The sequence below is a fragment of the Pantoea sp. S61 genome (assembly GCF_016625145.1).
In the GTDB taxonomy this organism is placed as follows: domain Bacteria; phylum Pseudomonadota; class Gammaproteobacteria; order Enterobacterales; family Enterobacteriaceae; genus Pantoea; species Pantoea rwandensis_B.
This window is the reverse complement of sequence record NZ_JACVUO010000002.1, coordinates 285,211-297,723: the sequence shown is the minus strand read 5'-3', so window position 1 is coordinate 297,723 and position 12,513 is coordinate 285,211. Positions and strand designations below refer to the sequence as shown.

At 56.2% G+C, this 12,513-nt stretch carries 12 protein-coding genes and 1 pseudogene; 5 read left to right on the top strand and 8 right to left on the bottom strand.

Annotated elements, in window-relative coordinates; all coding sequences use genetic code 11:
- Positions 1-7 precede the first annotated feature (7 nt).
- Both IAE30_RS06720 and IAE30_RS06715 read right to left on the bottom strand, forming a co-directional pair.
- A complete protein-coding gene (locus IAE30_RS06720; protein WP_200678631.1) occupies positions 8-892 on the bottom strand; it encodes a U32 family peptidase in 885 nt (294 codons plus the stop codon).
- Between the two features lie 9 nt (positions 893-901).
- A complete protein-coding gene (locus IAE30_RS06715; RefSeq protein ID WP_038649392.1) occupies positions 902-1,897 on the bottom strand; it encodes a peptidase U32 family protein in 996 nt (331 codons plus the stop codon).
- A 204-nt stretch (positions 1,898-2,101) separates the two neighbouring features.
- Between IAE30_RS06715 and IAE30_RS06710 the strand changes: the two genes are divergently transcribed.
- Together IAE30_RS06710 and IAE30_RS06705 are read left to right on the top strand one after the other, a co-directional pair.
- Positions 2,102-2,626, top strand: a complete 525-nt coding sequence (locus tag IAE30_RS06710; protein ID WP_038650280.1) for an SCP2 domain-containing protein — start codon at positions 2,102-2,104, stop codon at positions 2,624-2,626.
- Positions 2,620-3,126 (top strand): GNAT family N-acetyltransferase, encoded by a 507-nt coding sequence (locus IAE30_RS06705; protein WP_045815895.1) that lies wholly within the window; start codon positions 2,620-2,622, stop codon positions 3,124-3,126. The genes IAE30_RS06710 and IAE30_RS06705 overlap by 7 nt, the downstream gene beginning before the upstream one ends.
- On the opposite strand, the gene IAE30_RS06700 is transcribed toward IAE30_RS06705, so the two are convergent.
- Entirely contained in the window at positions 3,110-3,397 is a 288-nt protein-coding gene (locus tag IAE30_RS06700; RefSeq protein ID WP_200678629.1) for a GIY-YIG nuclease family protein, read from the bottom strand. The genes IAE30_RS06705 and IAE30_RS06700 overlap by 17 nt on opposite strands.
- Positions 3,398-3,479: 82 nt before the next feature.
- Between IAE30_RS06700 and IAE30_RS06695 the strand changes: the two genes are divergently transcribed.
- Entirely contained in the window at positions 3,480-3,920 is a 441-nt protein-coding gene (locus IAE30_RS06695) for a YhbP family protein (protein ID WP_200678627.1), read from the top strand.
- 127 nt (positions 3,921-4,047) lie between these two features.
- Positions 4,048-5,085, top strand: coding sequence for a permease (locus IAE30_RS06690; protein WP_045833000.1), 1,038 nt, complete (start codon positions 4,048-4,050; stop codon positions 5,083-5,085).
- On the opposite strand, the pseudogene nrdG reads toward IAE30_RS06690, so the two are convergent.
- Positions 5,080-5,544: pseudogene (gene nrdG / locus IAE30_RS06685) on the bottom strand (anaerobic ribonucleoside-triphosphate reductase-activating protein); the annotation flags it as partial. The gene IAE30_RS06690 and the pseudogene nrdG sit on opposite strands and share 6 nt — an antisense overlap.
- Positions 5,541-7,679 (bottom strand): anaerobic ribonucleoside-triphosphate reductase, encoded by a 2,139-nt coding sequence (gene nrdD, locus IAE30_RS06680; protein ID WP_200678623.1) that lies wholly within the window; start codon positions 7,677-7,679, stop codon positions 5,541-5,543. The pseudogene nrdG and the gene nrdD, both read right to left, overlap by 4 nt.
- Positions 7,680-7,952: 273 nt before the next feature.
- Here nrdD and IAE30_RS06675 point away from each other — a divergent pair, with 273 nt between their 5' ends.
- Entirely contained in the window at positions 7,953-10,337 is a 2,385-nt protein-coding gene (locus IAE30_RS06675; RefSeq protein WP_200678621.1) for a beta-N-acetylhexosaminidase, read from the top strand.
- 284 nt (positions 10,338-10,621) lie between these two features.
- Here IAE30_RS06675 and ridA read toward each other — a convergent pair whose 3' ends face one another.
- The 3 genes from ridA to pyrB all read right to left on the bottom strand — a co-directional run bounded on the left by ridA (position 10,622) and on the right by pyrB (position 12,497).
- Positions 10,622-11,008, bottom strand: a complete 387-nt coding sequence (gene ridA, locus IAE30_RS06670; protein ID WP_034826478.1) for a 2-iminobutanoate/2-iminopropanoate deaminase — start codon at positions 11,006-11,008, stop codon at positions 10,622-10,624.
- Between the two features lie 78 nt (positions 11,009-11,086).
- Positions 11,087-11,551 (bottom strand): aspartate carbamoyltransferase regulatory subunit, encoded by a 465-nt coding sequence (gene pyrI, locus IAE30_RS06665; RefSeq protein WP_038649369.1) that lies wholly within the window; start codon positions 11,549-11,551, stop codon positions 11,087-11,089.
- A gap of 10 nt (positions 11,552-11,561) precedes the next feature.
- Complete coding sequence (pyrB, locus tag IAE30_RS06660; RefSeq protein ID WP_034826472.1) at positions 11,562-12,497, bottom strand: aspartate carbamoyltransferase; 936 nt, start codon at positions 12,495-12,497, stop codon at positions 11,562-11,564.
- Between the last annotated feature and the right edge of the window lie 16 nt (positions 12,498-12,513).

Genomic DNA, 12,513 nt, shown 5'->3' with positions numbered 1-12,513 from the left:
TGTGCCTTTAGCGTCCGCCTTCAAGCGCGATACCGGCCAAACGACGCCAGTAACCATTGCAGTCACTGCCGCGCGCCATCATCAGCGGCGCTTCGCCGGCTTCGTTCGCGCGGAAGCGATCGACCTCTGCCAGCGTAGTTTCATCCTGCGGCGAGAGGCGCACGATGTCGATCCAGTTATGCATACCGGCCAAATCGTTACCGAGGTTATAGCAGTAGCCGCTCATGGTCTGGATGCCATTCAACACAAACACTTGCTGGCCCTCCTGCGACAGCACACGGCGCCCGGTAGGATAGTTAATACAGCAGGTCTGGCAGTCATCTTTGGCGCGATTTTCGGAACGGGCGGTAAAGCAACGTGCTGACAGCGCCAGTGGCAGATGGCCATAGCCGATCACTTCCACTTCAAACTTGTCGCGCAGGCCTGCGGCATTGCACTGCTGCAATAGCTGAATCAGCCAGTCGCGCGACATCTCGACCGGCAAACACCAGCGCGTCATACCTTCTTTTAGCAGCAGCTGCAGTGTTTGCGCGTTGTAGACGTTAAGCGTCGGCCCGGCGACAAACGGCAGCTTACGTTCGGCCGCCATGTTAACGGTGCCGATGTCGTTAGCTTCCAGCAAAAACTCACCGTTCTCTACATAGCGCCGCAGCTCTTTGACTTCCGAAGGTGACTGCAACAGCGCCAGCGTGCTGAGCACCACCTGTTTGCCGTGTTGTGCCAGATGACGGCCTAATTCCATCCATTGCTGGAATGGGGTCGCACGACGTTTACTGCATACCGCTTCGCCGAGGTAGATGATGTCAGCAGAGCTGTCGGCTGCCTGCTGATAAAAGTGTTCCAGCGTCTCCGTTGGCCAGTACCACAGCACCGGCCCGATGGCATATTTCATAGCGTCTCCTCACTGCCAGCTGCGGTGATAGGCACCGAGCGTGGTCTGGCTACCTTCAGAAAGTTCGCCCAGCGCGCGCATCCAGGGTTCCTGCACCGCGAATTGCTCGGGCGAGGCCATGCAGCGATCAATCGCCTGGCGCCACACTTTTGCCACTTGCGCCACATAAGCCGGACTGCGCTGGCGGCCTTCAATTTTTACCGAAGCGATATTGGCGCGTAGCAACTCCGGCAACAGCGATAAGGTGTTCAGGCTGGTGGGTTCTTCCAGCACGTGATAGCGCTGGTCATCCACTTCATAGCGCCCTTTACACAGAGTGGGATAACCGGCGCTCTCATCGGCGCTGTAACGATCAATCAGCACTTCATTCAGGCGTGATTCCATCCCCTGCGGCGTTTGCTGCCAGCGCACGAATTTTGCCGGCGAGCAGGCACCCGCACTGTTGGGTGATTCCCCCGTCAGCCAGGAGGAGAGATAGCAACGGCCTTCCGCCATAATGCACAGGCTGCCAAAGGCAAACACTTCCAGCGGCACCGGTGTTTCACGCGCCAGCTGTTTCACCTGATGCATCGACAGTACGCGTGGCAACACCACGCGGCTGAGATCGAAATGGCGATGGTAAAAGTGGATGGCCTGCAAATTTGTGGCCGAAGCTTGCACGGAAAGATGGCGTTCCACCTGCGGATAACGCTGCGCGGCATACTCCAGCGTGGCGATATCGGCGAGAATCAAGGCATCTGCGCCGTTCTGCGCCGCCACATCAATGGCCGTTTGCCAGCGATTCATCCCATCAGGATGGGCAAAGGTGTTGATGGCCACGTGCAGCTTGCGGCGGTGCTGGTGCAGGAAGCGCGCCGCTTCTGCCAGCTTCTTGTCAGTAAAATTAAGGCCAGCAAAGTGGCGGGCATTGGTGTCATCTTTCAAACCGACATACACTGCATCGGCGCCATGCTCCACCGCCGATTTCAGCGCAGGTAAATTCCCCGCTGGACACAGCAGTTCCATACATTTCCTCCCCCCGAATTCCGAAGCGTTAAAGTGTAGGGAAGGCGACAGGCGTGAATGTTGATTTAAGGCAGTGAAAGCGTCACTCAGCATGCAGAGTGAAGGTTATTTAATCAATTGTTCAGCGATTTCCTTGATCTCAGTGGAGGCGAGGGCGCCTGGATGTGGCAATATAGGTAAAATTTTCTGAAGGGATTGTTGATGATGTTTTCGCGCTTACGCGGCCTGATGGTGAAAAAAGGCCCAGAATTCCTTACCTTACCTGTTTCACTCACCCCATTCCCTGTAAAAAAAGTGGTTTTGCAACAACTCTTAAACTGGCAATTTCGTCATGCTTTGTCTGAAGGTGAGTTAGACTTTCTGGAAGGGCGCTTTCTGGGGATTGAGATTGCAGATGTGAATCTGCGCTGGATCACCACCTTGCAGAATGGACGCCTGACCGTTTCACGCGACGCCGAGGCAGATGTCTGGTTCCGCGGTGAAGCCAACGACTTGTTGCTGGTGGCAGCACGCAAAGCAGACCCCGATATGTTGTTCTTCCAACGCCGTCTGGTGATTGAGGGCGACACGGAGCTGGGTTTGGAGGTGAAGAATTTGATGGATGCCATTGAACTGGAGGCCATGCCCACGCCTTTGCGCACGGGGTTGCAGCAGCTGGCTGCCTTTGTTGAGGCAGGAATGAAACAGGACGCGGAGGCCGCTGAGGCGCGCGCGGGGATCTCATGTTAATTCGTACTGAAATTGGTGTAGATGCGGCGGGCATCGACACGTTATTGAAGCGCAGTTTTGCGACCTCCGCCGAGGCTGAACTGGTGCAGCAGCTACGTGAAGATGGTCTGTTAACGCTGGGTGTGGTGGCCACGGACGATGAAGGGCAGGTGTTGGGTTATGCCGCCTTTAGCCCGGTGACCTTGCAAGGTGAAGACCGCAACTGGGTGGCGCTGGCGCCGCTGGCGGTAGATGAATCCGTTCGTAAGCAGGGCATTGCCAAACAGCTGGTGTATGAAGGGCTCGATTCCCTGAACGAGTTCAGCTACAGCGCGGTGGTGGTCTTGGGCGATCCCGAATTCTACAACCCATTGGGCTTCGAACCGGCGGCACGTCATGGCTTGCACTGTCGCTGGCTGGGCAGTGAAGCGGCGTTTCAGGTGTACAAGTTAGCGGATGATGCGTTTACGGGCGCAGAAGGGCTGATCGCATTCGCTGAACCTTTTAATCGTTTCGATTAAACCATGTGTTCAGGCATGCAGGCTGCTGTGCAACCAGCAGCAGCTTTTGCGTGCGGCTGAGCTGCTTCACCTGATATTCCAGGCGCGAAGCGGCCGCGCGATCGCCTGCATCACAGTTAAACACCAGCGTCAGCGGACCCTTGCCACGCAATGCGCGTGCACCTTTTCCGCTCTGATGTTGCTGCAGGCGACGATGCACATCGGTGGTAATGCCGGTGTAAATCATCCCGGCGGCGGTTTGCAGCATGTAAAGCTGCCAGCCCTGTTGCATATATGACTTTTCCTGTTCGATGGCTGTTGGGCAGTGTAGCGCGCTTAGGTTAACCTCGCTATGTGCCGCATGGAGTTGCATTGTGTCTGACCATTCTCATCTTATTCGCTATCTCAAAAAACAGCGTGCCCTGTCATTGTGCGCCAGTCATGGCGACGATCTGTGGTGTGCAAACTGCTTTTACGTCTTCGATGAAACGCGTATGGCATTTTGGTTGATGACCGAACCCGATACGCGACACGGCACCCTTATGCAAGCCCATCCGCGCGTGGCGGGCACGGTTAACGGCCAGCCGAAAACCGTGTTGCTAATCAAAGGCGTGCAGTACAGTGGCCGAATTCAGCGGCTAAATGGCGAGCGTGAAGCCCAGGCGCGTCACGCTTACCAGAACCGTTTTCCGATTGCCCGCAAGGTTCAGGCACCATTATGGGAAATCACGCTGGATGCAGTGAAGATGACCGACAACGCGCTGGGTTTCGGCAAAAAAATTGTCTGGCAGCGAGACAAAACCGGCGAAAGTTAAATTTACGCGCCCGATCAAACTTACGCTAACTTTGCGTAGCAGATTCCAATAACCTGAATAACACTATGGATTAACCGCCACACTCTCCGGTGCGGCATTCGTTATTCTGTAGAATACGGAATCTGCTATGACCCAACTTGCAACATCTGCCCCGGCGACGCGCTTCGCATGGTGGAAACCCTTGCTGTTCCTCGCCGTTGTCGTCATTGGCCTGTGGTACGTCAAATGGCAGCCCTACTACGGCAAAGCCTTCACGGCGGCTGAAACCCACTCGATCGGCAAATCCATTCTGGCGAATGCCGCGGACTCACCGTGGCGCGCGGCGCTGGATTACGCGATGGTTTACTTCCTCGCCGTCTGGAAAGCCGCAGTGTTAGGTGTGATGCTGGGATCGCTGGTACAAGTGCTTATTCCGCGCAACTGGCTGCTTCGCTTAATGGGCAACTCGCGGTTTGGATCGACGCTGATCGGCACCGGTCTGGGTTTGCCGGGCATGATGTGCACCTGTTGTGCCGCGCCAGTGGCGGCGGGGTTGCGTCAGTCGCAGGTATCCAGCGGGGCGGCGATGGCCTTCTGGCTGGCGAACCCGCTGCTGAATCCGGCCACGCTAATCTTTATGGGCTTTGTGCTGGGCTGGCACTTCGCGGCGATTCGGCTGATGGCGGGCTTAATCATGGTGTTGGGGATTGCGTCGCTGGTACAGCGCAGCGTGCCGGAACAAACCATTGCCGCACCCATGGTGATGGCTGCCGGCAGCGAGCAGCCGTTTCTGACTCGCTGGCTGCGCGTCATGTGGCGACTGTTCTGGAACACCATTCCGTTGTATATCTTTGCCGTGCTGTTGCTGGGTGCGGCACGCGTCTGGCTGTTTCCGCATGCCGATGGCGCAGTGGGCAACACCCTGTTTTGGGTGATGCTGATGGCGATAGCGGGCTGTTTGTTTGTCATCCCGACAGCCGCAGAAATTCCCATTGTACAGACCATGATGATGGCGGGCATGGGGCTCGCACCTGCGTTAGCGCTGCTGGTGACCTTACCCGCCGTGAGTGTGCCGTCCTTACTGATGCTGCACCGTGCCTTCCCGGCGCGCGCCTTGTGGATCGCCCTGGCTGGCGTGGCGCTGAGCGGCATGCTCCTCGGCACACTCGCCCTGTGGCTGACGTAAATACCAGATCTTCTGATTGCGGCTGCCGCGCCACAGCAGCCGCGCATCTTTCTCCGCTTCCACAAACCGCCCGTCGATCAACACATCAATTTCATCCACCACTTCACGCTGTGCTGCGCTCAGTTCCGCCATCTCGTAGCCGGTCCACAGCCAGATATCTTTGCCCGGGCATTCACGCCGCACGCGTCTCACCAGACGGCGGATGTGTGGTACGTTGTGCGGATGCAGGGGATCGCCGCCGCTCAGCGACAGCCCCTGACGTGGAATGCGCTGATCTTTGAGATCGGCAATCAGCTGCTCTTCCTTCTCTAACGTAAAAGGCACGCCGGAATCCAGCCGCCAGGTACTCTGGTTATAACAGCCGCGACACTGATGCTCGCAGCCCGCGACAAACAGCGTACAGCGTGTACCCGGCCCGTTGACGATATCGACGGGGTAATAGCGGTGAATACGCATCATCCCAGCGGTCCGGTATCCAGATGCTTAACGCGACGCTGCACCTCTTCCTGCTTACCGGCATTGAACGGCCGCGCATCAGGGCTGCCCAGATAGCCACAAACACGGCGCGTGACGGAAACCCGCGCCGGATCGTGGTTACCACAGCACGGACAAGTAAAACCTTTGCTGGTGCAACTGAATTCACCCGTAAAGCCGCATTCGTAGCACTCATCGATTGGCGTATTGGTGCCGTAATAGGGTACGCGGTGATAGCTGTAATCCCACACATCTTCCAGCGCCTTGAGGTTGTGCTGAATATTGGGGTATTCGCCATAACAGATGAAGCCGCCATTGGCGATGGCAGGATAGGGCGCTTCAAAATCGATCTTGTCGTAGGGATTCACTTTCTTTTCGACGTCGAGGTGGAAGCTGTTGGTGTAATAGCCTTTGTCGGTGACGCCTGGCACCACGCCAAATTCGGCGGCATCAAGTCGGCAGAAGCGATCACACAGGTTTTCGCTCGGCGTGCTGTACAGACTAAAACCGTAGCCTGTCTCGTCTTTCCACGCATCCACGGCGTCGCGCAGACGCTGTACAATCGCCACGCCTTTTTCCCGCAGGTGCTGCGCATCATACGGATGGACTTCATTGCCGCTCAGCGCGTTCAGCGTTTCATGCAGGCCGATGTAGCCGAGCGAGATCGAAGCACGGCCGTTGCGGAAAATCGCGCCGACTTCGTCATCAGCATTCAAACGTACGCCACACGCGCCCTCCATGTAGAGAATCGGCGCGACGCGTGCTTTGGTTTTCTCCAGCCGGGCGATGCGTGTCATTAAAGCGCGCTTAGCCAGTTCTAGCCGCTCATCCAGCAGCAGCCAGAAATGGGCTTCATTACCTTTGGCTTCCAGCGCGATGCGCGGCAGGTTCAGGCTAATGACACCAATATTATTTCGCCCTTCGTGGATCTGCTTACCGTTTTCCTCATACGCGCCGAGGAAGCTGCGGCAGCCCATCGGGGTTTTGAACGAGCCGGTGACTTCCACCACTTTGTCGTAATTGAGAATGTCGGGATACATACGTTTGCTGGCACACTCCAGCGCCAGCTGTTTGATGTCGTAGTTAAAATCGCCGGGGCGGCGATTCACACCTTCGCGGATGGCGAACACCAGTTTAGGGAACACCGCGGTTTTGTGGTTTTTACCCAGCCCCGCGATGCGGTTGCGCAGAATCGACTGCTGGATCAGGCGCGCGGCCCAATCGGTGCCGAGTCCAAAGCCAAAGGTGACAAACGGCGTCTGGCCGTTGGCGGTATGCAGTGTGTTGACCTCATATTCCAGGGACTGGAATGCGTCAAAGCACTCTTTCTCGGTGCGCACGCGCGCATAGGCTTCCGCATCCGGAATCTGCCACTGTTGTGCCACGGCGCGATGTTTCTCCAGACTAAGCGTCACAAACGGCGCCAGCACTTCATCAATGCGGTTGATGGTGGTACCACCGTAAATATGGCTGGCGACCTGCGCAATGATTTGTGCTGTCACCGCCGTCGCGGTGGCAATAGATTTTGGCGGCTCGATTTCGGCATTGCCCATCTTGAAGCCGTTGTTCAACATGCCCTGAAGATCGATCAACATGCAGTTAAACATCGGGAAAAATGGCGAATAGTCGAGGTCGTGGTAATGAATCTCGCCGCGCTCATGCGCCAGCACCACATCACGCGGCAGCAGTTGCTGCTTGGCATAATGTTTGGCAACAATGCCCGCCAGTAAATCGCGCTGCGTGGGGATCACTTTACTGTCTTTATTCGCGTTCTCATTGAGCAGCGCGGCGTTGGTTTGTTCCACAAGGCCGCGAATGGCGTGGTGCAGTTTGCCACGTTGTTCACGGGCTAAATCACGGTCATGGCGATACTCGATATAGGCGCGCGCCAGCTGCGGCCAGCGTCCGGCCATCAGCGTCTCTTCCACTGCGCACTGAATGTCACGGATATCGACCTCAATGCGATCGGACAATCGCTGGCTCACTTGCTCTGCGACCTCTGTACACCAACTCGCATCATCAATCTGAGCAGCCTGCGCCGCCGCCTGAACCGCTAGCGCAATACGCTGCGCTTCAAACGGCACTTTACAGCCGTCTCGCTTAATCACCACCGCCGCCATTTTCTCTCCGTGAAACTATATGTAGATATTTGTGCAGAGTGTAATCGCAATATGTGGTGTTTTGGCTGAAATTAATTGCGTTGTTTTTGACCTGCCGCAAAGAAGACATAACGAAGATTGAAAGCCGCACAATGGTAAAGCGGACTAAACTTCAAAAGTTTTAAGCAGGCCAAACTTCGACCTTTTACAACTTGATTTGCGCTGCGAAGCAGGTTTAATGATTTTTTTTTTTGCCTATTTTTGGCCCGTCATTTAATTACAAGGATGCCTTACATGCCTCTGCAACGAACGCTGCTCGCCTGTTGTTTATCCCTGACTTTTTCCGCTGTTGCTGCCCCCGCCTCTGATCTGCCTTTAATGCCCTGGCCGCAAAAAGTGGTACAGCCCGCCAGCGGTGGCGAGCTCACGCTGACGCCGCAATTCACGCTGAATATTACGGGTGATCATCTGGAGGGGGCTGAAGCACGCTGGCGTGCACGTATTTCACGTCAAACCGGTTGGCCGCTGCTGCCCACCAGCGCACCGGGCGATCAGGCGACGATCCAGGTGCAAATCGCTCAGGCGGTGGATCCCTTGCCACAGCCGGACAGCGATGAGAGCTATCATCTTGAGGTCAACAGCGGCGGCGTGACGCTAAAAGCCAATACGCGTTTCGGTGCGATGCGCGGCATGGAGACCCTGCTGCAGTTGATTGAGAATAATGAGACGGGAACGCAGATCCCCTATGTCACCATTGACGATAAACCACGATTCCCGTGGCGCGGGGTGCTAATCGACTCGGCACGCCACTTCCTGCCGATTGAAACCGTGAAACGGCAAATAGACGGTATCGCCGCTGCGCGTATGAACGTATTCCATTGGCATCTGACCGATGACCAGGGCTGGCGATTTGCTTCCAGCCACTATCCGCAGTTGCAGGAGAAGGCCAGCGACGGCCTTTACTACACGCAGCAGCAAATGCGCGATGTGGTGCGTTATGCCACACAGCGCGGTGTGCGCGTGGTGCCGGAAATTGATGTGCCGGGGCACGCCTCGGCGATCGCGGTGGCGATGCCAGAACTGCTCAGCGCGCCGGGCCCGTACAAGATGGAACGCGGCTGGGGTGTGTTTAAACCGTTGCTTGATCCCAGCAACGAAGCCGTCTTCACCTTTATCGATACGCTGATGGGTGAAGTCACCGCGATCTTCCCGGATCCCTATATCCATATCGGCGGAGATGAAGTGGACCCAACACAGTGGAATGACTCGCCGAAAATACAGCAGTTTATGCGCGACCATGGTCTGAAAGACACGCACGCATTACAGGCGTGGTTCAATCAGCGGGTGGAGAAGATCCTGGAAGCGCATCAACGTCGCATGATTGGCTGGGATGAGGTTTACCATCCGGATCTGCCGAACAGCATTTTGATCCAGTCCTGGCAGGGGCAGGATGCGTTAGGTGAGGTGGCGAAGCACGATTTCCGTGGCATTCTCTCAACCGGTTTCTATCTCGATCAACCGCAAACCGCAGCCTACCACTACCGCAACGAGCCCTGGCCGCAGGGACTCCAGGGGCAGGATCAGATTCAAGCTGGAGAGCAAGCGCAGAGCTGGCAGTTCACCATGCCGCGTTTGAAGGGCAGCCCGGTCAAAGGCAGTTTCACTCTGGTGGAAGCGAAAAACGGCTGGCGTGGCTTTGTTGATTTCAGCGGCAAAGCGCGGCGTATGGTGAGTGATATTCGCTGGCTGTCACCCACGCAGCTGACCTTTAGCGTTGATACCTGGATGGGGCCGTTCCAGCCAATGGTCACTCTGACGCAGGACAAATTGACCGGCTACATGCTGGTGGGCAATGTGCGCTATCCCACCGAGGGCAATAAGCTGGCGCAGGTGCCAACCGGCATTCAACCCTCCGTCCCTACGCCACAACAGATGCAAAACAATCTCATTGGCGGCGAGGCTGCGCTGTGGGCGGAAAACGTCAATAGTCGGGTCATTGATACGCGTCTATGGCCGCGTGCCTTTGTGGTGGCTGAGCGCCTGTGGTCGGCGAAGGATGTCACCGACAGCGACAACATGTATCAGCGTTTAAACGCGGTGGACCGCTGGGGCACGGTATCGGTGGGATTACAACAGCATCAGCAGGCGGACGTGCAGATGATGCGATTGGCCAACACCCGCGATATCACGCCGCTGCGCGTGCTGGCGGAGGTGCTGGAACCGGCACAGTATTACACGCGTCAGCACCTGAAGTTCCAGGCAGGGCATTACGATTACTTTGAGCCGCTCAACCGTCTGGCGGATGTGCTACCTGCCGAGAGCGAAGCGGTGCGCTTACTGGACAAACAGGTGGATGCTCTGATGGCAAATCGCGAGGATCGCGGCGCGGCCAACGCCATTCGCCAGCAATTTCAGCGTTGGCAAAACAACAGTGATGCTGTGATGCCGTTGATATTGAGCAATGACCAATTGAAACCGTTGCAGCAGCAGGTTCAGCAGGTGGCGGAACTGAGCCGCATGGGCATTGATTTGGTCAATGCGATGCAGCGTAATCAGGCGTACGGTGCCAGCGAAGTCGCCGGGATGCATGCCAAACTGGATGCTGCGGCACAGGTGCAGGATGAAACTGTGCTGGCGTTGGTCAGGCCGCTGGAGAAGTTATTGAGGTCGTCTAAATAAACGGATGCGCGATGAATTTCTACGGGAACGGGGTCACTCCACTACTCGTTGGAATGGTGTCCAACTTTCGAGGTTCACTTCTTGAATCGCGCCGCTACCGGGGGATGGCACACCATAGAATTATGCCTCTACGAGGAGATGGCACACTATAAAATCAGGCCGCTACGGGAGTGAAGAGCAAGCCATGAAATGATGCCGCTAACGTGATGTTCTCACACACTAATTGCGCCGCCACAGTTGAGCAAAAGTTTGTAGCGGCGCAATGTATTGCGCATTGCCTTTACTTAACGACGAACGGCAATTGCCTCAATCTCGATCTTCACATCTTTCGGCAGACGCGCGACTTCCACACAAGAACGTGCCGGGAAGCTGGCGTTGTGCTCGGTGAAGAAGGCTTCGTAAGTGGCATTGACGGTAGCGAAGTCGTTGAGATCTTTCACAAACACGGTGGTTTTCACAATGTCGCCCACTTTCAGGCCAGCGGCTTCCACAATCGCCTTCACATTTTCCAGTGACTGACGCGCCTGCGCAGACACATCATCCGCGACGGCACCGGTCGCCGGATCAACAGGGATCTGGCCTGAAGTGATAATCATGCTGCCGAGATCCACGCCCTGCACATAAGGGCCAATTGCTGCGGGTGCTTTTTCTGTGCTGATTTCGCGAGACATTGCTTCTCCTTAGAAGTGCGCAGCCGACCCTTGTCAGCCGCGTATTGGTTCGCCCCATTATAGGGACGATAGGCACGATTACCAGTGACCGAGCACCACGTGGCGCGCGAACTCTTTCTCGCAATATTTGCACTTCAGGTGCACATCATCGTCGCGCTGTTTCACCGCAAAGCTGCTGCATACCGGCTCACTGCGGCTAATGCAGTTGCTGTTCGGACAGGTGAGCACACGCTCGACACGATCCGGCAAGGTTGGGGCGATTTTCGCCACCACTTCGTATTCATCAATGCGGTTAACGGTGGCGTGAGGCGCATACACCGCCAGCTGATTGATCTGATCGTCGGTCAGGAAGGTATTCTCGATCTTAATCAAATCCTTGCGGCCCATCTCACCCGAAGGCAAATTCAGGCCGATGGTGATGCGCTGGTCGGTCTCGGTCAGGCGAAACAGTGACAGCAATTTAAAACCGACCTGCGCAGGAATATGGTCGATTACCGTGCCACGCTTGATGGCTTCAACCTGCAATTTATTATCGTGAGTCATCGGTTTCTCCTTACAGTGCCAGTTCGCTATTCAATACCAGTGCCAGCAGAGCCTGGCGGGCGAAGATGCCATTGCCCGCCTGCTGGAAATACCAGGCGTGCGGCGTGCTATCGACGTCAGTGGTGATCTCATCAATACGCGGCAGCGGATGCAGCACTTTCATGTTATCGCGTGCACCGGCTAAATCGGCCGCGCGCAGAATGAATTGTGCTTTAACGTTGGCATACTCAGACGGATCGAGACGCTCTTTCTGCACACGGGTCATGTAGAGAATGTCGAGTTCTGGCATCACTTCTTCGATGGTGTCATGACGCGTCCAGACAATGTTCTGCTCATCCAGCATGTCGGTGATGTAGGCCGGCATCGCCAGCGCATCCGGCGCGATAAAGTAGAAACGGTTGCCGGTGAATTTCGCCAGCGCCTGCGTTAGCGAGTGCACGGTGCGGCCATATTTCAGGTCACCGACCATCGCCACGTTGAGATTATCCAGGCGGCTTTGGGTTTCACGGATGGTGAAGAGATCGAGCAGGGTTTGCGTCGGGTGCTGGTTGGCACCGTCACCGGCATTGAGAATCGGAATGCCGCTGGAGAATTCGGTCGCCAGACGCGCGGCGCCTTCCTGTGGGTGACGCATCACAATCGCATCGACATAAGTGCTGATCACCGAAATGGTGTCGGCCAGCGTTTCGCCTTTCTTACCCAGCGAGGTGTTGCTGCCGTCGGCGAAGCCCACCACCGAAGCGCCGAGGCGATGCATGGCGGTTTCAAACGACAAACGGGTACGTGTTGAAGCTTCAAAGAAGCAGCTGGCAATCACGTTATGCTTCAGCAGTTCCGGCTGGGGATGAGCCTTTAGCTGGGCAGCGGTGTGTAACACCAGCTCCAGCTCTTCGCGGTTGAGATCGTTAATGGAAATAATGTGCTTGCGATATAGCGGGTTGGCCATAGCGTTCTCCTCTGCG